The 23422-nt window shown below is 49.3% G+C and carries 18 protein-coding genes; 5 read left to right on the top strand and 13 right to left on the bottom strand.

Annotated features, from left to right (window positions below):
• Positions 1-903 precede the first annotated feature (903 nt).
• Positions 904-1605 carry a GTP cyclohydrolase I gene (gene folE / locus KU392_RS06170; RefSeq protein ID WP_217734897.1) on the bottom strand — a complete coding sequence of 234 codons (702 nt, stop codon included), beginning with the start codon at positions 1603-1605 and terminating at the stop codon, positions 904-906.
• Positions 1606-1744: 139 nt separating this feature from the next.
• Here folE and rng point away from each other — a divergent pair, with 139 nt between their 5' ends.
• Positions 1745-3208 carry a ribonuclease G gene (rng, locus tag KU392_RS06175; protein ID WP_169295017.1) on the top strand — a complete coding sequence of 488 codons (1464 nt, stop codon included), beginning with the start codon at positions 1745-1747 and terminating at the stop codon, positions 3206-3208.
• Between the two features lie 5 nt (positions 3209-3213).
• Here rng and KU392_RS06180 read toward each other — a convergent pair whose 3' ends face one another.
• Entirely contained in the window at positions 3214-3576 is a 363-nt protein-coding gene (locus KU392_RS06180; protein WP_169295018.1) for a hypothetical protein, read from the bottom strand.
• 68 nt (positions 3577-3644) lie between these two features.
• The gene (gene msbA / locus KU392_RS06185) at positions 3645-5420 is read right to left on the bottom strand and encodes a lipid A export permease/ATP-binding protein MsbA (protein WP_169295019.1); all 1776 of its coding nucleotides are present in this window, start codon (positions 5418-5420) and stop codon (positions 3645-3647) included.
• 103 nt (positions 5421-5523) lie between these two features.
• On the opposite strand from msbA, the gene KU392_RS06190 reads away from it, so the two are divergent.
• Positions 5524-6486, top strand: coding sequence for a glycosyltransferase family 9 protein (locus tag KU392_RS06190; protein ID WP_217734898.1), 963 nt, complete (start codon positions 5524-5526; stop codon positions 6484-6486).
• 7 nt (positions 6487-6493) lie between these two features.
• A complete protein-coding gene (locus KU392_RS06195) occupies positions 6494-7255 on the top strand; it encodes a YdcF family protein (protein WP_217734899.1) in 762 nt (253 codons plus the stop codon).
• Here the strand turns inward: KU392_RS06195 and KU392_RS06200 are convergent.
• The 3 genes from KU392_RS06200 to hrpA are packed head-to-tail and all read right to left on the bottom strand — an operon-like array spanning position 7231 to position 15711.
• On the bottom strand, positions 7231-8388 hold the full coding sequence (locus KU392_RS06200; RefSeq protein WP_217734900.1) for a glycosyltransferase family 4 protein: 1158 nt from the start codon (positions 8386-8388) through the stop codon (positions 7231-7233). The two genes, KU392_RS06195 and KU392_RS06200, sit on opposite strands and share 25 nt — an antisense overlap.
• Complete coding sequence (dnaE, locus tag KU392_RS06205; protein WP_217734901.1) at positions 8385-11900, bottom strand: DNA polymerase III subunit alpha; 3516 nt, start codon at positions 11898-11900, stop codon at positions 8385-8387. Before dnaE ends, KU392_RS06200 begins: the two co-directional genes overlap by 4 nt.
• 13 nt (positions 11901-11913) lie before the next feature.
• Positions 11914-15711 carry an ATP-dependent RNA helicase HrpA gene (hrpA, locus tag KU392_RS06210; protein WP_169295024.1) on the bottom strand — a complete coding sequence of 1266 codons (3798 nt, stop codon included), beginning with the start codon at positions 15709-15711 and terminating at the stop codon, positions 11914-11916.
• A gap of 152 nt (positions 15712-15863) precedes the next feature.
• On the opposite strand from hrpA, the gene argA reads away from it, so the two are divergent.
• Positions 15864-17219 (top strand): amino-acid N-acetyltransferase, encoded by a 1356-nt coding sequence (argA, locus tag KU392_RS06215; RefSeq protein WP_169295025.1) that lies wholly within the window; start codon positions 15864-15866, stop codon positions 17217-17219.
• Between the two features lie 12 nt (positions 17220-17231).
• Entirely contained in the window at positions 17232-17504 is a 273-nt protein-coding gene (locus tag KU392_RS06220; protein WP_169295026.1) for an oxidative damage protection protein, read from the top strand.
• An 82-nt stretch (positions 17505-17586) separates the two neighbouring features.
• Here the strand turns inward: KU392_RS06220 and phoU are convergent, their stop codons facing one another.
• The 7 genes from phoU to KU392_RS06255 all read right to left on the bottom strand — a co-directional run bounded on the left by phoU (position 17587) and on the right by KU392_RS06255 (position 23405).
• A complete protein-coding gene (gene phoU / locus KU392_RS06225; RefSeq protein ID WP_169295027.1) occupies positions 17587-18360 on the bottom strand; it encodes a phosphate signaling complex protein PhoU in 774 nt (257 codons plus the stop codon).
• Between the two features lie 62 nt (positions 18361-18422).
• Complete coding sequence (gene rpiA / locus KU392_RS06230) at positions 18423-19097, bottom strand: ribose-5-phosphate isomerase RpiA (RefSeq protein ID WP_169295028.1); 675 nt, start codon at positions 19095-19097, stop codon at positions 18423-18425.
• Between the two features lie 12 nt (positions 19098-19109).
• A complete protein-coding gene (locus KU392_RS06235; RefSeq protein WP_169295029.1) occupies positions 19110-19466 on the bottom strand; it encodes an arsenate reductase family protein in 357 nt (118 codons plus the stop codon).
• Positions 19438-20265, bottom strand: a complete 828-nt coding sequence (locus tag KU392_RS06240; protein ID WP_169295030.1) for an ABC transporter permease subunit — start codon at positions 20263-20265, stop codon at positions 19438-19440. Before KU392_RS06240 ends, KU392_RS06235 begins: the two co-directional genes overlap by 29 nt.
• 7 nt (positions 20266-20272) lie before the next feature.
• Positions 20273-21178, bottom strand: a complete 906-nt coding sequence (locus KU392_RS06245) for an ABC transporter permease subunit (protein ID WP_169295031.1) — start codon at positions 21176-21178, stop codon at positions 20273-20275.
• Positions 21175-22299, bottom strand: coding sequence for an ABC transporter ATP-binding protein (locus KU392_RS06250; RefSeq protein WP_169295032.1), 1125 nt, complete (start codon positions 22297-22299; stop codon positions 21175-21177). Before KU392_RS06250 ends, KU392_RS06245 begins: the two co-directional genes overlap by 4 nt.
• A gap of 2 nt (positions 22300-22301) precedes the next feature.
• Entirely contained in the window at positions 22302-23405 is a 1104-nt protein-coding gene (locus KU392_RS06255; RefSeq protein WP_169295033.1) for a polyamine ABC transporter substrate-binding protein, read from the bottom strand.
• Between the last annotated feature and the right edge of the window lie 17 nt (positions 23406-23422).

The raw sequence follows: 23422 nt of genomic DNA on the forward strand, positions 1-23422 counted from the left end.
TCAGCATCACCAGCTTACGCTGGTGTGGCCTCTTACATTCCAAGCGCCCACACTTATCGGCTGTTATATTGTTAAAGAGCATTACAACATGACCCAACGGTCATGAGGCTGACATAAACCTGCTTTACAGTAGGTCTTGTCGCATTCAGCTCAACCCGATTCAAACCCGAAGGTTTCCACATCAGACTGACTTGACTGCGTTGCTGTGTCAGCAGCAGAGAAACGAGATTATGAAGTATGTGGTTTTGTTTGTCAAGAACTTTTTTAAAGAATTTTTAAAACCGTTCTTTTTAAACCACCCGGCAAATCGTTAACACCAACCTGCCAGACCACCAACTTCACGTTGCCTGCTTAAGCCGTAGCGTTCTAAACCAACACACTTAACCAGACTTCGTTTCCTTTTCACCGCCGGGCGTTTTGGACTAAATCCGTGTTGCCGTTGCTGCGAAAAAATGAACTATAGCATGACGTTTTCATTTCCCGCAAGAGTTTGAACGTTTTTTATTTACCCAAAAACCACAAAATCATCTATCTATTTGATTTATAAGGAAACGTCAAAAACAATAATTTGTTGCGTTTTTACACCACAACCAGGGCCGGCATTTTTAACTGCCCGCCATATCCTCTTTGCCATCAAGGATCAATATGACGATTTTTTTTCTGTCTTTGCCCAATTAATGGCATACCTGGCTGCCAGCACCCACGGTTGAACCATAAAAATACCGTGTGCCAATTTACAACACAAACAAATAAACGAACACTCACACCGTCATCAACACACACGCTTGCCCTTCAATTCTTTGTAATAAAAAAAGGGCCAACGGTTAAAACAACAGTTGCCCTTTTCTTCATTTGCTTTTTCTTTGTGTGCTTGGTCAAGCTTATTAAGCACTGATGATGTCGTTAATTTCTACGGTTACCGTTCATCAATGATAAAAATTCCTTTCTCAGATCCGAGTCTTTTAAGAATGATCCCCGCATGACGCTGTTGACCATTTTTGATCCCATATCTTTTACGCCACGCCATTGCATGCAGAAATGATCCGCTTCCATAACAACGGCCAGCCCATCGGGATTCATTTTCTTGACCAGTAAATCGGCAATTTGTGTAATGGCTTCTTCCTGGATCTGTGGGCGCTCCATGACCCAGGAAATAAGGCGGGCATATTTGGACAAGCCGATTAAATTGGATTGCTCATTGGGCATGATACCCACCCACACTTTCCCCATAATGGGACACAAATGATGGGAACAGGCGCTACGTACCTGAATAGGCCCAACAATAATCAACTCACTTAATTTTTCCACATTGGGAAATTCGGTTGTCTCAGGCATAGCCTGATAGCGACCCGCAAACACTTCCTTGATAAACATTTTGGCAACACGCTTCGCCGTATCATTGGTGTTGTGGTCTCTTTCGGTGTCAATCACCAGACTTTTAAGCACTTCTTTTAATTTTTCCTGGACTTCCTGCTGCAACAGATCGAGCTCACCGGGATTGATATAGGCCGAAATATTGTCATTGGCATGATAGCGGGCACCGGCCAGTTCGATACGTTTGCGAATATGATTGGAAATATAACTTGAATCTTGTGAGTCACTCACCGCAAAATCCTTTCTTTATGGGTTACACCGTATTCTGAATGTTAGTTTTTAACATACTTCAACTTGGGCATGTTCTCATGATAAGCTCATATAGAATATACGACCCCCAAATAATACGCCAGACCAAGAGAAAACAAACATGAGCGAACAAATATTAATCAACGTCACGCCTTTTGAAACACGCGTCGCATTAATCGAACTGGGAGCTGCCCAGGAAATACATATAGAACGCACCAGCCAAAGAGGTAAAGTTGGTAATATTTATTTAGGCAAAGTTGTACGCGTATTACCAGGAATGCAAAGTGCCTTTATTGATATCGGGCTGGATAAAGCCGCATTTATTCATATTGCCGACCTGCGCGAAAACCGCTCTTTACGAAATACAGGCATTGCCTACACGCAAATCGAAAAATTACTGTTTGAAGGTCAGTCTTTATTGGTGCAGGTTATTAAAGATCCTTTAGGCACCAAAGGCGCACGCCTGTCAAACCAGATCAGCATTGCCGGACGCATGCTGGTATACCTGCCCCATGAACAACACATTGGCATTTCACAAAAAATTGAATCAGAGGAAGAGCGAAACCGCCTGAAAGAGCGGGTCATCGCCCTGATGGACCCCAATGAAAAAGGCGGTTTTATTGTACGCACCCAGGCCGAAGGCGCCACCGATGAAGAAATAAAGAAAGACCAGGAATACCTGAACCTGCGTTGGTCCATGATTAAAGAGGCGGTGCAAAAGCAATCGGCCCCCGCCCTTCTTTATGAAGACTTGACGCTGGCCCAGCGGGTGCTGCGTGACATGGTGACGCCCGAAACCAGGTCCATTGAAATTGATTCACGCAGTACGACTCAGACTCTGCTTGAGTGGGCTTCCATTTATACACCGTCAATCATAGGAAAAATAAAACATTATGCCGGTGAGCGACCGTTATTTGAAACCGCGTATGTTGACGAGGAAATCAACAGCGCCCTTTCACGGCGCGTTAACCTGAAGTCTGGCGGCTACCTGATCATAGACCAGACTGAAGCCCTGACCAGCATTGATGTGAACACCGGTGGATTTATTGGTGGGCGAAACTTTAACGACACCATTTTCAAAACCAATCTTGAAGCAGCGGTAGCCATTGCCCGTCAATTGCGCCTGCGTAATCTGGGCGGCATCATTATTATTGACTTCATCGATATGGACAATAAAGAACACCAGGATGCCATTTTGGCAGAGCTGCAAAAAGCGCTGGATAAAGACCGCACCAAAACAACCCTTAACGGTTTTTCCCAACTGGGACTGGTTGAAATGACCCGAAAACGCACTCGTGACTCTTTGGCGCACCAGCTATGCGAACCCTGCCCAACCTGCCAGGCCAAGGGTTCGGTACAAACGCCAAGAACCGTTTGCTATAACATTTTGCGGGAGATCCTGCGAGAGGCCAAGCAATTCAACCCCAAAGAGTTTCGTTTAATTGCCTCGCAAAGCATTATTGACCTGTTTCTTGAAGAGGAAAGCCATTACCTGGCCACGCTGGGTGATTTTATTGGCAAGCCCATCACCCTTGAGGTTGACAACACCTATACGCAGGAAATGTATGACATTGTCCTGATGTGAACCCATTAACCGTGCCCGGGCCTGACCCGAGCTTGCATCTTGATGATTCTATCTTCAAGATGCGGAGAAGTTTGCAACGCAATCAAGGGGGTTTTTGAGTCTTCATTGGGTTCCAGACGCAAAATAATACTCTGACCGTCAAAAGTTTCAGGATCCGCCTCAATATCAATATATTTTTGCAAAAGTTCGTCTATGGATTTTTGCGCCTCTGCCAGATAATAGTCCAGCGTATCTTCTGTTGCATTCTTGAAAGCATTTTCAATGGTTTTGGACAAATCCCAGGTAAAAAACATTAAGGCGTTAGGGCCCTTTACCGAGGGGTGTTCATAACCCCATGAAGAAATTTCATGCTGTGCTTTTTCTGTCATTGATCTACCGTAAAAAAATATAAATGTATTGCGTGTAACGCCTAAGAGTATAAAACAATAATTTTCAATTAATCTTCACGAAACTGCATTTGATATAAGGTGGCGTACAAACCGCCTTTTTTCAAGAGTTCGTCATGTGTACCCGACTCGATAATCCGTCCATGATCAAGTACAACAATACAATTGGCATTTTGTACCGTTGATAAACGGTGGGCAATGACAAAAGTTGTGCGCCCCGCCATGAGCAGATCAAGTGAAGCCTGCACCTGACGCTCGGATTCGTTATCCAGGGCGGAGGTGGCTTCATCCAGAATAAGAATGGGCGCATTTTTGATTAAAGCCCTGGCAATCGCCAGGCGCTGACGCTGCCCACCGGAAAGCCATGCCCCATTTTCACCGACATGGGTTTGCAAACCATTGGGCAACGATTCTACAAATTCCAGCAGATTGGCTGCCTTGAGAGCCTCTGTAATTTGTGACTCGGTGGCATTGCGATAGGAACCGTAAGCCACGTTCTGTGCAATGGAGCCATCAAAAAGCACCACATTCTGACTGACCAGTGATAAATTGGCCCGCAGACTTTTCAGGGTCACATCATTAATATCGTGACCATTTATCGTGATACACCCCGAGTCAGGTTCGACAAAACGGGGAATCATGTTGGCCAGCGTGGTTTTCCCGCTGCCTGAGCGGCCTACAAAAGCAATCGTTTCTCCGGATTTAACCGTTAGTGAAATATTGGACAAGGTATTGCGCGGCGCATCCGGAAAACGAAAACATACATCCTTGAACTCAACCACTGCACCATTATTGATTTTCAGTTCATGCTTACCCAGATCTTTCTCCTGGACACCATCAATCAATGAAAAGACACTTTCCGCAGCAATAAGCATTTTTTGCGCTTTGGAGGCCACATTGGTCAATCGTTTGATGGGGTCAAGAATTTGTGCCAAGGCGGTCACAAACGCCACAAAAGCCCCCACCGTCAAGGTGCCCGCATTACCCTGATACAAAGCGGTTGCGATGACGGCGGCAACGGCAAACGAAATACATAGCTGCGTCAGGGGCGTCATGGCAGCATCCGCGGACGCTTTTCTCATGGCGAACTTCCTTAAACCCGCATTCACCACTGCAAAACGGGACTGCTCGTATTCATAGCCATCAAACAGCTTGACTACGCGCTGGCCTTCAATACCCTCTCTTACCACATGCGTCAGCTGGGCATTCATATTAATGGTTTGCCGATTAATACGACGCAAACGCTTGGTGAAATAGCGTGCCACCATAATGGACAAAGGCAGAATCAGAAAAATGATCAGACTGAGCTGCCAGGACAAGTACAGCAGCATCCCCAGCAGGGCAAGCACCACAAAAGTTTCCCGCACAATAATGGTGAAAACCTCTGTCGCATAATCAGTAACGTCACCGGCATCAATCGTAAAACGGTTCATCAATCGTCCGGTATCGCCCTTCTGGAATTCGGTATCAGGCAAAGTCAGCAGGCGTTCATACATATCAGATCGCATCCCAAGCAATACATTATTGGCAATCCATGCCAACAGGTAACTGCTGAGGAAGTTGCAAATTCCACGCGCCAGAAAAAGACTGACAATGGCAAGCGGCATCATCCATATAAAATACGATTTTGCCCCATTAAAACCCTCATCCAGCAAAGGCTTCATAATGTAGGCCATGGCTGGCTGTGTCGCAGCCCCCAAAGCCACGAACACCATGGCAACGGCGAGTGCTTTCCAGTACACGCCTACCCGCTTGTAGATTTTTCTCCATAGTTCCGGGTTGACCGCATGGGACCCTTCCCGGTGATTTTGTTCGAATAAACTCAAGGAATACTCTCTTGTTAACCTGTCAAGCTTGGGATTTTAACGGTTTCAACATAAACATGCAGAAAAGTTTATGTTTTATGACAATCAGGATAAAATCCGTCTAATGAAAAATATATCTAGAATTTATCTGCGACTGCCGAACTGGATCGGTGATGTCTGCATGAGCCTGCCCAGTCTGTATGCAACCCTGAACACAGGCTGTGAAGTGATTATCTGCGCAAAACCCTGGGCTGAAAGCCTGCTGAAGGGTATTGTAGGCACCCAATTCCTGAGTCTGAGTGGACAATGGAATAAAGATAGGGAAATTATCAAGGCACACAAAAAAAACAATCCGGCAAATGGCAAATCGGTAGGACTTCTATTACCCGACTCGCTCACCAGTGCCCTGACATTCAGACTGGCCGGACTGCCTTCGGCCGGTTACAAAGACGATGGCCGCTCGTTGCTATTGAAGTGGCCTTTTGACAAACCGTCCAAAAATCTGCATGCGGTTGAGTCATGGTACCACCTGACTCATTGCGCCTTGCAAAAATGGCATCTCAACTCTGCCCCCACGCCTGAAAAAACACTTATTTTGCCCCTGGACAGGAAAGATACGCAAAAAGCCGAGATCCTGCTAAAAGAACATCGCCTGAAGGCCAAGACATTCATTCTGATTGCCCCTACGGCAACAGGCAAACACAAAGGCAAAGACAAGGTTTGGCCACAGTTTGCGGAATATACCCGCCATATGCGGGAGCAAGGATATACGGTTGTCATGTGTCCGCCCCCCAATGAACGGGAAGCCGCTTTCAGGAATGCCCCTGATGCCCTGTGCCTGCCTGCCGTTGGCCTGGGGGTGTTTGTTGCCCTGATCGGCAAAGCCGCCCTGGTTGTCTGCAACGACTCGGGTGTTTCTCATCTTGCCTCATTAACCAGAACACCTCAAATCACCCTGATTGGCGTTACCGACCCGAAACGCACCGGACCCTGGTCTACAACCGCCCATATCTGTGGCAGTATGGATCACTGGCCTGAACTTGACACCGTCATCAAATTAAGCATATCAATCCTTACCACATCTTGAGCCAGGTATGAAAAGCCATCTCATTTCGCTGATTGTCCCACTGAATTTGTGCGTTTTCCTGATTATTTCAGGTGCAGTCCTGATTTTACTGCGAAAAAGAAAAACCGGTGTATTCCTGTGCCTTAGTGGGATATCCTGGGTCTTGCTCTGGTCCTTGCCCATTACCTCACTGATTCTTGGGGGAATACTGGAAAACCGTTACCCGCATCGGAGTATTGACTCGATTCCCACGGCGCAGGCAATTGTTGTCCTGGGTGGGAACACCGCCAATAACCGGGAAAACTGGTTCCAGGAACTGAGTGATAACCCGTCAACCCATTCCCGGATTGATACGGCCAGCGAGCTGTACCACGCCCAAAAAGCCCCCAAAATCATCGTCTCGGGCGGTGCGCTTGCCGGCGAGGTAAGTGAAGCCAAAGGCATGGCAGCAAAACTGGTAAGCAAAGGTGTGCCAAAATCAGCCATTTTGCTTGAAAACAATAGCAAAACAACTCATGAAAATGCCGAATTCACTGCCAATGAATTAATTCACAACGAAATAAAATCCATCATTTTAGTCACGTCCGCCCTTCATACCCCCAGATCCATGGCCGTCTTTGACAGATATAACCTGGAGGTAACCCCAGCCCCCAATCCCCCGCAAATTACTATTCCCGATGATCCCGGTTTCCTTCTTTTGCTTCCCAATGCCAGGGCACTCGAGAGTAGCCGCTCAATTATCAAGGAATATCTGGGATTAATTGTTTACTGGCTGCGTGGCTGGGTATAACTGCCTGCCTTGCCACTTCGTTCGGCCAACCAAATACGATAAGCGATTTCCGTATCAAGGGCCAGCTTTTCAGTAGAAAATCCACCTTCATCATAAAGCCATTGATGGGCAGCCATGCTCATTTTCTGCCTTAACGCCGGATCGGCAATCAGGCGCTCCAGGGCATTTTCCAGGGCCTTACGATCTTTGCCGGGAACCAGGATACCGGTTTCACCATCCCTGAACATTTCGGAAACCCCTCCCACATCGGTCCCGATAACCGGCAAGCCACTCATTTGTGCCTCAACATAAACCGTACCTGAGGCCTCTTGTTCAGTAGCCAGGGCAAAAATATCACTGCCGGCTAACAAGTTGGGCACATCTTTTCGATACCCCATTAAATGAACCCGGTTTTCAACTTTTTTTTCCTTGATAAAAGCCACGACCTGTTCATAGGTGGGCGATCCTGCCCCCACCAGCACCAGATGCAAGTCGGGATATTTTTCAAACAGGGGCAGCATAGTATTGATCAGAAAAATATGGCCTTTTTTCTGGCGCATGACGGCAACACAGATCACGACGATTGCACTATCAGACAGATGCAACTCCTGACGCAAGGTAGACTGCTCAACAGTCTCGGGCGTGGCAACAGGCGAATAAATGGTTCTTACCTTATACTCGGGCACCCCTTTTTCCAAAACCATCTGCCTGACATGATTACTGACGGTGGAAATACGGTGTGGCAACCAACTGTATGACAACAGCGAACCGATGGGAGCAGCCAGATGCCGGGTGCGTACAATCAGCGGTGTTCCAGCCAGCCTGGCACCCAAGGCCGCTATCAGGGTATCTTTCCGGCTATGGGTATTGAGCACATCAAACCTGCCCTGCTTCAGGATTTTTCTGAACTTAAGCACACCCCTGACAAAATTGCCCAGTCCCCCCATGGGTACGGTATGCACGGTAAATCCCAGGGCCCGCATACGCTCCACCAACTGAGCCTCGGGACGGCAGGCCAATTCAATATGGTGCCCCCGTTCGCGCATGGCCAGCATTTCCTTGAGAATGCGATGTTCCTGCCCACCAAAAGAGACCGCCGCCTCGGAGTGAAGAATTCTTAACGGTTGATCCGTCAGCGATTGTTGCTTGCTCATTCGTAAATAACCTCGTATTCAGCATACTGTTTGGTGGCTTCAATTTTTTCAAATAAGGCATCAGCCATGCGTACCCGCCACTCTTCACCCAGGACAAGCTCACAACGGAAGCCCTTGGGCGATTGCAAATTCAACTGGACCCGCACACCTGGCACACCATTTTCAGGCTCGGCCCGGTAAGGATTAAGCAAAGCTTTAAGTGACTTCACACTAACCTCTTTATTCAGGTTGATTTGCAGGCTCCTGGCCTTTTCTTCCCGCGCCAGCTGCAGGTCATAAAGAGACTCCACCGATATACGCAATACGCCAGTGAATTTATTGGTCTTGATCTTGACTTGTGCAATCAACAACTGATCCGTCTTGAGACGATGCCGGTGAATCTCATAAACAGAAGACGGACACAGCACTTCAACCTGGGCAGTACCATCATCGATCAGCAGGAAGTAAAGCCGGTTATCACCGGATTTGGTTTCTTGCTTGAGGGTAAAACTGCGGATACCAATCAGGACACCCGCTATCCATTGCGAATCACGTGATTCCTGCAGTTTGGCCAAAGTACCAGGAATAAAGCGACGCACCTCATCACGCCAGACCTCAAACAGATGGTGACTAAAGAAAAAACCCAAGGCATTTTTCTCTTCAAGCAGGCGGGTATGCAAGGACCATGGTTTGACCTTGCCCATTTCAAGCTGGACAATCGAACTGGAATCATCCCCGAAAAGGGATACCTGGTTAGCGCTTTTTTCTGCCTGGTCTGCCGCATCAATCGCATGGGACAGGGCCGCCAGCAACGCCGAACGGTTCTCGTCAATCGCATCGAATGCACCGGCACGAATCAGGGCCTCCATCGTGCGCCGGTTGACGGTGTGCCGGTCTACCCGCTTGCAAAAATCATATAAATCCACAAAGGGACCGCCCTCATCACGGGCACGCAAGATTTCTTCAACTGCCCCCTGGCCCGTCCCTTTGACCGCACCCAGACCATAACGAATGGTTCTGGGAGGCTCTCCTCTTGCCACGTACTCATCAATAACCGGCTCAAAACGGAAAACAGACTGGTTGACATCGGGCGGCAAAACGGTCAGGCCGTTATCAACCGCATCACGCCAGAAAATCTGTACCTTATCGGTATCATCCATATCCGATGAAATCGTGGCCGAAATGAATTCGGCCGGATGATAAGCCTTCAGCCAGGCGGTCTGATAAGCAATCAGGGCATAGGCTGCCGAGTGACTTTTGTTGAATCCATAGCCGGCAAACTTTTCCATCAGGTCAAATAGCGTTACCGCCAGTTCACCGTCATAGCCCTTTTCAACGGCGCCTTTTTCAAACAGTTCCCGGTGCTTGGCCATTTCTTCGGGCTTTTTCTTGCCCATCGCCCGGCGCAGCAAGTCGGCACCGCCCAGACTGTAACCACCAATAATCTGGGAAATCAGCATGACCTGTTCCTGATACACGATCACGCCATAAGTGCTGCTTAAGGTGGACTCAAGGTCGGGATGAAAGTAATCCACCGTTGCCCGTCCATGTTTGCGATTGACAAAGTCATCCACCATGCCAGACTCAAGCGGCCCCGGACGATACAGGGCCAGCATCGCAATAATGTCTTCAAATGTGCTGGGCAGCAGTTTCTTCAGGAGCTCTTTCATGCCGCGGGATTCAAGCTGAAACACTGCCGTAGTGTTACCCTCGCAAAGAATCCGGTAAGCCTCGGGATCATCCAGCGGTAATGCCATCACGTCAAAATCACGCTTGCTTTCATTAAAACGGCGCACATAACGCACGGCCCAATCCAGGATAGTCAGGTTGCGAAGGCCCAAAAAGTCAAACTTGACCAGACCAACATCCTCAACATCACCCTTGTCATACTGTGAAACCACACTGGTATCATGACCAGGCTGGCAGTAAAGCGGACAAAAATCGGTTAATTTACCCGGAGCGATCAACACACCGCCCGCGTGCATGCCAATATTGCGTGTCAGACCCTCAAGGGGTTTGGCCAGATCAACCAGCGCCTTTACTTCCTCATCAGTTTCATACCGACGTTTGAACTCGGGCTCCTCAGCCAGGGTTTTTTCAAGGGACCAGGGGTTGGCCGGATTGAAGGGAATAAGTTTGGACAAGCCATCACACAGGGAATAGGGCAACTCAAGTACCCGCCCCACATCACGCACCACCGCCTTGGCACCCAGGGTACCAAAGGTGGCAATCTGGCTAACCGCATCGCGTCCGTATTTATCTTTTACGTATTCGATGACTTTTTCACGGTTATCCTGGCAAAAGTCAATATCAAAGTCGGGCATGGAAACCCGTTCGGGGTTCAGGAACCGTTCGAACAGCAAGTCATAACGTATGGGATCAAGATCGGTAATGCCTAAGGAGTAGGCCACCAGAGAGCCGGCGCCCGAACCACGACCCGGCCCTACGGGAACGCCATTGTTTTTACCCCAATTGATAAAGTCCTGAACAATCAGGAAATAGCCCGGGAAACCCATCTGGATAATTGTTTTACATTCCCACTGAAGGCGTTCGAGATAAGTGGGGTACTGCTTTTCCCTTTCTGCCTCATCAGGATATAACACCGCCATCCGCTTGGCCAGGCCTTCTTCCGCCAACTGAACCAGATAATCATCCAGGGTAATACCATCAGGCGTGGGAAAAATGGGCAATTGCGGTTTACCCAGCACCAGAGTCAGGTTGCATCGCTTGGCAATCTCAACCGCATTTTCAAGTGCCGTGGGAATATCCTGAAACTTGCGTGCCATCTCTTCGGAGCTGGGCATGTACTGCTCTTCGGTAAAACGCCGAACCCGCTTTGGATTTCCCAGCAACTCACCTTCTGCAATACAAACACGCGCCTCATGAACCCGATAGTCTTCTTTCTTCAGAAACTGAATGGGATGGGTGGCCACGACCGGCAAATGACATGCGGCAGCCAGCTTGACCGCCTCCTGTACATAAACCTCATCCGCGTCGAAGCCGGCCCGTTGCAACTCAATATAAAAAGCGTCAGGAAACAATTCAGACCATTGTTTGGCCAAAGCGATGGCCAGTTCCTGATTACCCACCTCAAGCGCCTGACCAATATCCCCCTGACGACCGCCGGAAAGCAGGATCAGGCCCTCTCCCATTTCACGAAGCCATTCTTTCCTGATTTCCGCCCTGCCCTTGTACTGGTTGCTGATCCAGGCCTTGGAAAGCAATTCGCACAAATTATTGTAGCCCTGATGGTTTTTAACCAGCAGCAGGCAGCGAAATGGTTTTTCACGATCCTGTTCATTGGTCAACCAGACATCACAGCCTGCAATCGGTTTGATACCCTTGCCACGAGCGCCTTTATAAAGTTTGACGAAACCGAAAATATTGCATAAATCGGTAACCGCCAGGGCTGGCTGACCGAATTTGACAGCCTGGCCAATCAGGTCATCAAGACGGGCAATGCCATCCACCACCGAAAACTCGGAGTGGGCACGCAAATGGACAAATAATGGAGGGGTGTTTTCTGAAGTCATGGGCAGAATTGTATCAACGAATAATGGTTTCCCACGCCTTTTGCAGGCGCTTGACCGATACGGGCATAGGGGTTCTGAGTTCCTGGGCAAAAAGGGCAACGCGCAACTCTTGCAGCAACCACTGAAAGTCATCAAGACGCTCATCAGGAGCGCCCTTGAGTGTACTTCGCATACGCTGGTAATTCACCAGCAATGGCGCCATCTCGGCCATTATCCGTGCATCCCGTGCAGGATCACTGCGCAACTTGTCTATTCGTGCCGAACAGGCCTTGAGATAGCGCGGATAATGCACCAATTGCGTATACGGATTCTTTTTCAGGAAGTCCTTGCTCATCAAAACACCCAGATTGGCAACAATATCTTCATAAGCCTGTTTGTGCGATTTGATGGACGGAAGTTTTTTCTGCACCCCGGCCCACTCACTCAGGATTGTGCCTGCCAGACGGGCAATTTCCTGGATCAACAGGCCCAGACGCCCTTTGGCATCCTGTTTCCTTTGTTCAAAAGCATTGGCATCCTCAGGCAAGGGACTGGCCAGACAGGCCTGGATCAGGGCACAATCAACAATCTGGTCACGCAACTCTTCCTGTGAGCCCAAGGGCATGTAAATCATACTCATGCGCGTCAAATCGGTAATGTTTTTGCTTAAGAATTTAAGCTGATCTTTCAGGGCAATCCGAAAAAGTCGCAGCAAACCGGCCCGATGCTTCTGACGCGCCGTTTCAGGATCATCAAACACATCCAAATCACAGGACTCACCATTATCCACCAATGCCGGATAACCGATGAATGACTGGTTTTTCTTTTTGATTTCCAACAGTTCAGGCAATTGCCCAAAATTCCATTCGGTAATGTGCTCACTGGCCAGCACCTGGGCAACATCACGATCTTTGCTGGCCAGGCGCTGGAAAGTTTCCTGCGCCTGCATGCCATGCTCGGCCTTGAGCTGGTTCAGATTGCGCCCGGCTGACAACATACGTCCGTGTTCATCGATGACTTTAAAGTTCATGAATAAATGCACCGGCAAGGATTCAAGCTTGAAGTCTTCCTCTTTGACCCGAACCTTGCACTGGTCCCAAATATCTTGCGCAATAGCCGTTGTCAAAGGCATACTGGGGTTAGCCAGCCGCTCAAACCAGCGTTGATGGAAACCCGCCGCATAATCGGGCAGTGGTACGCAGTGACGGCGCAGCTTTTGGGGCAGTGACTTCAGCAACAAAAGCACCTTTTCCTTGAGCATGCCTGGCACCAGCCACTGACAACGTGTACCGTCAATCTGGTTAAGGGCATAAACGGGAATCGTCATGGTCACCCCATCACGAGGTGAACCCGGTTCAAAATGATAATCAAGGGCCAGATCAATGCCATCCCATACCAGCTTTTTGGGAAACACCTCGGTGGTCACGCCTATGGCCTCATGGCGCATCAAGTCATCCCGGTTCAGGATCAGCTCTTGCTGGCTGGCTTCAGGCAAATCTTTATACCAGCTTTCAAGTGTGGCGGTCTGACAGATATGTTCGGGAATGAGTTTGTTGTAAAAAGCGAAAATCAGCTCATCATCCACCAGAATATCGGGCCTGCGCGACTTATGCTCCAGCTTTTCGATTTCACGTATCAAGCGGTTGTTGCGCACAATAAACGGTAATTTTGAGTCAATATCACCCGCCACAAGGGCATCCCGAATGAAAATTTCCCGTGACTCGACTGGCGCTATCCGGCCATAATTCACCTTGCGCCCATGATAAATTTGCAAACCGTACAAACTGGCCCTTTCATTGGCCTGCACTTGCCCCAACTTGGCATTCCAGACCGGGTCGGACCATTGTTTTTTCAGCAAATGGGCGCCAATAGACTCTATCCAGCGAGGATCAATATTGGCAATGCATCTCGCAAACAGCCGCGAAGTTTCAACCAGTTCTGCGGCCATAATCCACTTACCCGCTTTTTTAATCAGCGTCGAACCCGGGTGAATAAAAAAGCGGATTTCACGGGCTCCCTGATAATGCGGTGCCTCATCACCTTTAAAACCCAGATTGCCCAGCAAGCCGGTTAACAAGGCCTTGTGAATTTGTTCGTAAGTGGCATCGCTCTGGTTAAGCCGCCACCCCTGCTCCCGAACCAGGCTGTGCAACTGGGTATGCACATCATGCCATTCACGCAAACGCAAGGGCGACAGAAAAGAAGTCCTGAGCTTTTCCACCAGCTTTCTTTGGGAGGCCTTATTGGCCACTGCATCGTTATACCAGTTCCAGAGCTTCAGGTACGACATGAATTCGGATTTGTCATCCTTGAATTTGGCATGCGCCTGGTCACTGGCCTCCTTCGCATTGAAAGGACGCTCCCGGGGATCCTGAATAGACAATGCTGACGCAATCACCAGCATTTCTGCCAGACACTGGTGTTCTTTGGCGGCCAGAATCATGCGGGCAAGGCGTGGATCCACTGGCAATTTGGCCAGACTACGACCAACCGGTGTCAGTTTATTGGCGTCATCAATCGCCCCCAGTTCCTGCAAAAGATGATAGCCATCGGCGATCGCTTTGCCCGTTGGTTTATCCACAAAGGGAAATTGCTCGATCCCGTCCAGTCGCAAGGCCTTCATGCGCAAAATAACCGAAGCCAGGGATGAACGCAGGATTTCAGGATCGGTAAAAGGTGCTCGCAGCTTGAAATCATCTTCATCGTAAAGCCGGATACAAACGCCTGGCCCGATACGGCCACAACGACCTGCCCGCTGGTTGGCCGATGCCTGGCTAACCGGTTCAATCTGCAACTGTTCAACCTTGTTGCGCCAGGAGTAACGCTTGACCCGGGCCAGACCACTGTCAATCACAAAACGGATACCCGGTACCGTTAAGGAGGTTTCAGCCACGTTGGTAGCCAGAATCACCCTGCGCTGATTGGTACTTGGGTGAAAAATACGTTCCTGGTCGGCCTGAGACATGCGGGCAAACAAAGGCAACACCATGGTACCGGCTGGATGATGCTTGCGCAGGGACTCGGCCGCCTCGCGGATCTCCCTTTCTCCGGGCAGGAAAACCAATATATCACCCGGACCATGTTGCGCACATTCATCCACTGCATCCACAATGCCATCAATCAGGTCTTTTTCTTCATCCCGGTCCAGACGACTGGACTCAGACTGCGTTCCGGCGGATTCCTCGTCATCAAAAAAACGAATGGGACGGTAACGCACCTCAACCGGATACAAGCGCCCCGAGACTTCAATAACGGGCGCCTTCTGCCCGTTTTTGCCGGCAAAGTGCGTGGCAAATCGGTCTGCATCAATCGTGGCAGAGGTAATGATAAGCTTCAGGTCTTTGCGCCGGGGCAACAACTGCTTTAAAAACCCCAGTAAAAAATCAATATTCAGACTGCGCTCGTGCGCTTCATCGATAATAATCGTATCGTAGCGCCTGAGCAGGGGATCACGCTGTGACTCAGCCAGCAAAATACCATCAGTCATCAGCTTGATGGCGGCACCGGGACCTGTTTTATCGCTAAAGCGAATCTGGTACCCCACCCATTCACCCATAGGCGTATTCAATTCCTGGGCAATACGTTTGGCCACAGACGTGGCGGCCAGCCGGCGTGGCTGGGTATGGCCAATCATACCTTTAAGGCCCCGCCCCAGCTCAAGACAGATTTTTGGCAACTGGGTTGTTTTGCCCGAACCGGTTTCACCGCATACAATAATTACCTGATGGGCCTGAAGCGCCCTGGCGATTTCCGCCCTTTTCGCACTGACAGGCAAGTCTTCAGGGTAAGAGATGGAAGGAGGCAATCGCTCGGGCACGGCTTCATTTGACATTTGTTTTGTGCCACTGTGATTTGAAACAACATTTTTATGCATAAATAATCTATCTTTAAGTCTATCCGACATTATAATTTTGCCTTGACTTTTTAATCTCAAAGTCTGGCCATTTTTTCATTTTTAGCCATACAGGATTGTAACTGAACACCATGAGCACCCACGAACCCGAAACCTATTCCGCCCTAGATGCACCTGAATATGCCCCGGCACAGTTTGTCCGATGGTTTCGGGAGGTGGCTCCATACGTACATACCCTGCGCGGAAAAACATTTGTTGTGGGTTTTGGTGGCGATCTGGTACAGGCTGGTGCCCTGAATGCATTGATTCAGGATCTGTCCTTACTGACAGCCCTGGGCGTTCACCTGATATTAGTGCATGGATCACGTCCCCAGGTCAATGAACAATTGCGCCTTAAAGGTTTTAGCTATCAATTTGGACGGGGCATTGAACCGACCAGTCCGGAGGCCCTGGAGTGCGCCAAGGAAGCGGCCGGTGAAATCCGTCTGGATATTGAAGCCGCTTTCAGCCAGGGCTTGCCCAATACCCCCATGTCCAACGCACACATCCATATCATTTCAGGCAACTTTGTAACCGCCCAGCCGGTAGGTGTCATTGACGGGGTCGATTACAAGCATTCGGGCAAGGTTCGCAAGTTTGACCTTGATGCGATGAAAAAAATCATCTCTCATGGTGCTGTGCTGCTCATGTCCCCGATTGGATTTTCCCCAACCGGAGAGGCTTTCAACCTGGCCATGGAAGAGCTGGCCACCAGCACAGCCATTGCGCTGAGTGCAGACAAGCTGATTTTCATGACCAGGAACAGCATGCTCAAAGATCTGAATGATAATGTCATTACGGAAATTGCCCGGGAAGATGCCGATAATCTGATCCGGCAAGGCCACCTTGATGAAGACACCGCCACTTTCCTGCAACATGCCTCCAATGCCGTCAAGCGTGGTGTCAAACGGGCCCACCTGATTCCCTACGAACTGGATGGCAGCATCCTGCTTGAATACTTCACCCACGATGGTGTGGGCACCATGGTGGTGGAAGACACACTGGATGACCTGCGTCCAGCCACGATAGACGATATTGGCGCAATTGTCAGCCTGATTGAGCCCCTGGAAGCCGATGGCACGCTGGTTCCTCGAGGTCGTAACGTGATTGAGCGTGATGTGGAGAAATTCACGGTCCTGGAGCACGATGGCATCATTTATGGCTGTGTTTCGTTAATTCCTTATCCTGAATCAAAAATGGCTGAAATGGCCTGCCTGATTGTCAACCCTGACTGGCAAGGCAGCGGTGAGGGTGAAATACTGCTAAGACACGCGGAAAACAAGGCGCGTGCGCTCGGTGTCAAGCGTCTGTTCGTGCTCACCACCCGCACTTCACACTGGTTTGTCAAACGAGGCTTTGTTCAGGGAACCCTCAGTGATTTGCCCGCTGAAAAGCAAATGAATTACAATCGATCCAGGAACAGTCTAATTTTTATCAAGAAACTTTAATGAGGTAGCAATATGGCACGTCTTGTTCAATGTGTAAAACTTAAAAAAGAAGCTGAAGGCCTGGACTACCCTCCATACCCTGGCGATCTGGGCGTTAAAATCTGGCAATCCATTTCCAAGGAAGCCTGGATAGCCTGGACGGAAATCCAAACCCGTATCGTGAATGAGAACCGCCTTAACCTGGCGGATGCACGTGCCCGCAAATATCTGCAACAGCAAATGGAAAGCTATCTGTTTGAAGATGCCAATATCGAAGCCCAGGGTTACGTTCCTCCATCAAACTAACCCCACCGGCAATAAACCTTCAGCATAACCAAAAACAGCCTCGGATGAGGCTGTTTTTTTATTACGTACGGTAAGACAGGCTTTATTTTCCGCTGGTGTCAGGCGCTTCGGTTGTCTCTGCCAGTTTGGCTTCCTTGAGAGCCTCTACCGCTTCTTTACCACCACGTGCCTGTAATTCAACATTCTTGACACCAGTGTGGCGCACATCTTCGCCCTGAACCATATAAATCACCCGCTCCGCCATGTTTTTCGCATGATCGCCAATACGTTCAAGCGCACGGGCGATAAACAGCAGATCAATACTGCCTGAAATCGTACGTGGATCCTCAATCATGTAGCTGATCAATTCACGCAACACGCCCTTCCACTCTTTATCGACCAGCTTGTCACTGCGCACCACTTCAGCGGCCAGAATGGGATCTCTGCGGGCAAAGGCATCAAGCGAACGGTTTAACATGGAGATAACACTTGCCGCCATGTGGCGCAATTCAATCACAGGTTCATAGCGCGGATTGTTTTCGTGAAGACGTCGCGCCATTTTAGCCATTTTTTCAGCCTCATCACCGGAGCGCTCCATATCTGTCAGCATTTTTGAAACTGACATCAGCAAACGCAAGTCGACTGCGGTTGGCTGGTTCAGTGCCATCACCTGGGTAATGGAAGAGTCAATATCAACCTCAAGCTGGTTGACTTCCTTCTCACGCTCGAAAATGCGTTCCATAACGACAGTATTGCCGGTTGTCAAAACATCAATGCCATCGGCAATCATGGACTCTACCAATCCGCCCATTCGTAAAAAGCGTGAACGAATGTCTTCGAGGTCTGCCTCAAAACGTTTATTTGTATGTTCAACCATACCTGCACCTGTTTAAAAATAAATGAATCATTTTAAGAAAGTTTAATGACATGAATATGACATTAAACCTTCATTGTCCTGAGCCCCTGCTGGGTGGCAATCAAGGCAACGCTGGCAGGAGCAATGGCAAATAAGCCACATGTTACAACACCTGGAACGTTATTCATAATCGCCTCCATCTGAGCAGCATCATCAAGACTGAAACCGGCCACATCCAGAATCGGGTTGCCATTATCGGTAATAAAACCCTCACGCAAGACAGGATCACCACCTAATGTCCGCATTTTTCTGGCAACCGCATTCACCGCCATGGGAATAACTTCAAGAGGAATGGCAAATTTCCCAAGCCTTTCCACCACTTTAGACTCATCAGCAATACAAATAAAGCGCTCGGCCACTGAAGCCACAATTTTTTCCCGGGTCAGGGCGCCACCGCCCCCCTTGATCATTTGCAGACGCGCATTGATTTCATCGGCACCATCCACATAAACCGGCATGCCCTGCACCTCATTGAGATCCAGCACGGGAATGCCCAAGCCAGCCAGGCGCTGTGCGCTTCGTTCGGAACTGGCTGCCGCTGCCATGAACTGATCCTTGAAGCCTGCCAGGTGATCAATAAACAAATCGGCGGTTGAACCGGTACCTACCCCAACAACGACGCCAGACCCCAGAAATGGCTGGATATACTCAACCGCTGCCTTGGCCACCTGCTGTTTCAACTCATTTTGACTTAACATATTCTTCACCCTTTACTTAAACTGCAGCGCATAATTTTTTTCAGAAAAACCCAGAAACACCTGGCCATCTTGCGTCACCGCTATCGGTCGCTTGATGACAGAAGGAAACCCGGCAGCGATGGCCAGCCATTGTTCATCCGATTCAGGCGTTTTTCTGTCGGCCGGCAAATTGCGCCAGGTCATGGAAGCACGATTGATGAGTTTTTCCCAGCCACCCACCAAGGGCGCCCATTGCCGCAACGTGTCGGCATCAATGGGATTGGCACGATAATCAATAAACTCAACCTCGTATTCATGGGCCTGCAGCCACTTAATGGCTTTCGTGCAGGTGCTACAGTTTTTAAGACCGTATATCGATATTGTTTTCATTTTTGTTGGTTCCTGCTTGAAGGCGGTTGGCAACAATAACAAACACGCCTACCAAAACAATAAATAAAGTGGCCAAGGCATTCACCTCTGGCTTGATACCCAGCCGGACACGAGAAAACACTTCGATGGGCAAAGTTGTAAAGCCAGGTCCATTCAGGAACGAGGCAATCACCACATCATCGAGTGACAGCGTAAACGCCAGCAGCCAGGCAGCCACCAGGGCCGGGGCAATCAGTGGCAGGGTAATGGAAAAAAACACCTTCAGAGGTGTAGCCCCCAAATCCAGCGCCGCCTCTTCAAGGGAACGGTCAAGTTCACGCACCCGGGAAGCAATAACCACCGACACATAGGCCACACACAGGGTAACATGTCCCAGCCAAATGGTAAAAATACCGTTACCGGCCGGAAACCCGGTGATATTCCTGACTTCAACAATCATGAGCAAAAGGGAAATACCCAAAATCACATCGGGAATGACCAAAGGTGCATTCAACATGCCGATATAAAGCCCTATGCCCTTGAAATGCCCCTTGCGTACCAGCACATACCCGGCCCAGGTACCAATGAATACAGCGGCCGTAGCCGTCAGGATGGCAATTTTAAGGGACAGCCAGGCAGCATTTAGCAAGGCCTGATCTTCGAACAGACTTTTATACCAGCGCAGGGAAAAGCCCGACCAGGACGAGGCCAACGCAGAGTCATTGAAAGAAAAAACAATCAGACTAAGAATCGGAATGTATAAAAACAGAAAACCGATCCCCAGAAAAAACCATTTGAAGAAAACACTTTGCTTTGTCATGACTTCCTCATTGGGACTCGGTTTGTTTGGACTGGTTGTACTGGAATATCGCCAGGGGCACCAGCAACAGCAAAATCATGGCAATGGCAACGGCTGCGGCAACCGGCCAGTTTGCATCGGTAAAATACTGATCCCACATGACACGTCCGATCATATAGGTATTGGTTCCTCCCAACAGTTCAGGAATCACGTACTCTCCTACCGAAGGAATGAACACCAGCATCGCACCGGCAATGACACCGGGCTTGGACAGGGGCAATGTGACTTTCAGAAAAGCCTGCCATGGCCTGGCACCCAAATCATAGGCGGCATCCAGCAAGCGCTGGTCGAGTTTGATCAGGTTGGTATACAAAGGCAGGATAAAAAATGGCAGATAAGAATAGACCAGACCAATATAAACGGCCATATCGGTTCGATAGATTTCCAGCGGGGTATCGATTACGCCCGTCCACAGCAGGAAATTGTTCAGCAACCCCTCATTGCGCAAAATACCGACCCAGGCATATACCCGCAGCAGCAATGATGTCCAGAATGGCAAAATCACCGCCAGCATCAGCAAATTGCGCACTTTAGGAGATGAACGTGCAATGTGATAGGCCATTGGATAACCAATCAAAATGCAACATATCGTGGTAACGGCAGCCATTTTCAGGGAGTTAAGATAAGCCCCCACAAAAATACTGTCGGTGAGCAGCAGAATATAACCTTCCAAATGGAAAGCCAGCCTGACCACCCCATCCTTGATGTCAATTAATGAAGAATACGGTGGAATGCCAAATGTGGACTCGGCAAAACTGATCTTCAGGACAATGAAAAAAGGCACCAGCAGGCAAATCACCAGCCACAGATAAGGCGGCAAGATGGCTAGCACGTTTTGTGACGGCAGGAATCTTTTCAGTAATGCGATCTTCATGATGGCAATACCGTACCGCTGTCGGGTCCCCAGGTAATGTAGACCTCGTCATCTATCCCTGGCGCATCCTCCTGGGTAAGCTTGATACTGGGTACACTGGCTTCAATAATCTTTCCGGAATCCAGACGAATCTGATAAAGGGCATAACTGCCCATCCAGGCCAGGTGAGTAACCATGCCATGCCCCACATTGGTTTCATCCTCGGGCTGGTCACGCAACACCCGAATCTGCTCGGGTCGAATGGAAACAAAGATTTCCATACCCAAGGGTTCGCTAACACCGTGATTCACGTACATGGGTCGCATCAATTCATCGCTTTCAATGAGGACGTGATCGGGCTCATCCACCACGATCCGGCCTGTAAAGATATTGGTGGAACCAATAAAGCTGGCCACAAACTGCGAATTGGGGAAGGTATACACATCATGGGGGGTACCACACTGCACGATTTGCCCGTCGGTCATGACGGCCAGACGATTGGCCATCGTCATGGCTTCTTCCTGATCATGGGTCACCATAATGCAGGTTACGCCCACCTGATCAAGGATTTTCACCAATTCGATCTGGGTTTTCTGGCGGATTTGCTTGTCCAGTGCCGACATGGGTTCGTCGAGCAACAGCAATTTGGGCCGCTTGACCAGACTGCGCGCCAAAGCAACCCTTTGCTGCTGTCCACCGGAAAGCTGACCGGGCTTGCGTCTTGAATAAGCCGCCATTTGCACCAGATCAAGCGCGGCAAAAACCCGATCATGAATTTCATTGCGCGCAATACCTTCCTGCTTCAGGCCAAACGCCACATTATCTTCAACCGTCATATGGGGAAACAGCGCATACGACTGAAACATCATGTTGACGGGACGTTTATAGGGTGCGATACCGGCAATATCCACCCCATCGAGCAGGATTTGCCCAGAGGTGGGCTGTTCAAACCCGGCAAGCATCCTTAACAAGGTAGACTTGCCACAACCGGAACTGCCCAGCAGGGCAAATATTTCATTACGACGCACGGACAGGTTCACCGACTTCACGGCAACGGTATCACCAAAAATCTTGACAACATCAACCAGTTTGACGAACTCGTCGATGTTGTCTACCGGCGCAGGATGGCGCACTTCTGACATGATTATTTACCTGATTTAAGCTCAGCCCACAAGCGCGTTTGCAAACGGGCGATATTCATGGGTTGGGCCTTGATGACAAAAAGAGTTTTAGCCACTTCTTCCTCAGGATAAATCATGGGATTGGAAGCAATATCCGGATTCACGAAATTCCGGGCCTCTTTATTGGCATTGGGATAAAACATGACATTGGTAATGGCTGCATGCACCTCGGGCGTTTCAATGTAATTAATGAATTCCATGGCATTTTCAGGATGTGGTGCATCTTTGGGAATGGCCATGGTGTCAAACCATGCCGGTGCCCCGCCCTGTGGGATGAAATAATCAATATTGAATGATTTACCCGCCTCTTTGGCACGACTGGCCGCAATCATGACGTCACCAGAAAAACCATACACCATGCACAGATCACCGGAAGCCAGTTCATCGATAAACCCGGACGAGCTGAACTGACGGATATAAGGACGGATTTTTTTCAGGACCTCAAGCGCCTCACGGTAATCTTCGGGCTTGCTGCTGTTGGGGTCTTTACCCATGTAATGCAACACGGCAGGAAATACCTGAGCCGCTTCATCGAGCATGGAAATACCGCAAGACTGGAACTTTTGTGCAATCTCGGGCTTGAACAGGTTATCCCAATTGGCCAGATCGGCATCCTCACCCAGAATTTCCTTGGCCTTGGTCACGTTGTAACCCAGGCCATTGGTACCGTAACCCCAGGGCACCAGATATTCATTGCCCGGATCAACCTGGGCGACCAGATCCATAATGGCCGGATCAAGGTTTTTCAGATTGGGGATTTTGGACTTATCCAGTTTCTGGAACAGACCACCTTCAATTTGCCGTGCCGCATAGTGGGTTGAGGGCACGACCACGTCGTAGCCCGAATTGCCGGTTAACAGTTTTGCCTGCAAAATATCATTGGTATCATAAGTATCGTAACGTACCTTGATACCCGTTTGTTTTTCAAAACCCGGAATCGTGTCAGGAGCCGTGTACTCGGCCCAGTTGTAAACGTTCAGCACTTTTTCCTCTTCTGCCAGGGCAACACCTGAAACAGAAACAGTCAATGCAGCAACGGCCAATTTACGAACGAATTGCATTTTCATATCGTACTCGACTCCTA

The sequence above is a fragment of the Advenella alkanexedens genome, assembly GCF_019132845.1.
GTDB lineage: Bacteria > Pseudomonadota > Gammaproteobacteria > Burkholderiales > Burkholderiaceae_B > Advenella > Advenella alkanexedens.

What these genes read in the sequence shown, in the direction of transcription:
- rng (WP_169295017.1), top strand. Translation starts at nt 1,745, where the DNA reads ATGAGCGAACAAATATTAATCAACGTCACGCCTTTTGAAACACGCGTC.
- KU392_RS06180 (WP_169295018.1), bottom strand. Translation starts at nt 3,576, where the DNA reads ATGACAGAAAAAGCACAGCATGAAATTTCTTCATGGGGTTATGAACAC.
- KU392_RS06190 (WP_217734898.1), top strand. Translation starts at nt 5,524, where the DNA reads ATGAAAAATATATCTAGAATTTATCTGCGACTGCCGAACTGGATCGGT.
- KU392_RS06195 (WP_217734899.1), top strand. Translation starts at nt 6,494, where the DNA reads ATGAAAAGCCATCTCATTTCGCTGATTGTCCCACTGAATTTGTGCGTT.
- KU392_RS06200 (WP_217734900.1), bottom strand. Translation starts at nt 8,388, where the DNA reads ATGAGCAAGCAACAATCGCTGACGGATCAACCGTTAAGAATTCTTCAC.
- dnaE (WP_217734901.1), bottom strand. Translation starts at nt 11,900, where the DNA reads ATGACTTCAGAAAACACCCCTCCATTATTTGTCCATTTGCGTGCCCAC.
- hrpA (WP_169295024.1), bottom strand. Translation starts at nt 15,711, where the DNA reads ATGTCAAATGAAGCCGTGCCCGAGCGATTGCCTCCTTCCATCTCTTAC.
- argA (WP_169295025.1), top strand. Translation starts at nt 15,864, where the DNA reads ATGAGCACCCACGAACCCGAAACCTATTCCGCCCTAGATGCACCTGAA.
- KU392_RS06220 (WP_169295026.1), top strand. Translation starts at nt 17,232, where the DNA reads ATGGCACGTCTTGTTCAATGTGTAAAACTTAAAAAAGAAGCTGAAGGC.
- phoU (WP_169295027.1), bottom strand. Translation starts at nt 18,360, where the DNA reads ATGGTTGAACATACAAATAAACGTTTTGAGGCAGACCTCGAAGACATT.
- rpiA (WP_169295028.1), bottom strand. Translation starts at nt 19,097, where the DNA reads ATGTTAAGTCAAAATGAGTTGAAACAGCAGGTGGCCAAGGCAGCGGTT.
- KU392_RS06235 (WP_169295029.1), bottom strand. Translation starts at nt 19,466, where the DNA reads ATGAAAACAATATCGATATACGGTCTTAAAAACTGTAGCACCTGCACG.
- KU392_RS06240 (WP_169295030.1), bottom strand. Translation starts at nt 20,265, where the DNA reads ATGACAAAGCAAAGTGTTTTCTTCAAATGGTTTTTTCTGGGGATCGGT.
- KU392_RS06245 (WP_169295031.1), bottom strand. Translation starts at nt 21,178, where the DNA reads ATGAAGATCGCATTACTGAAAAGATTCCTGCCGTCACAAAACGTGCTA.
- KU392_RS06250 (WP_169295032.1), bottom strand. Translation starts at nt 22,299, where the DNA reads ATGTCAGAAGTGCGCCATCCTGCGCCGGTAGACAACATCGACGAGTTC.
- KU392_RS06255 (WP_169295033.1), bottom strand. Translation starts at nt 23,405, where the DNA reads ATGAAAATGCAATTCGTTCGTAAATTGGCCGTTGCTGCATTGACTGTT.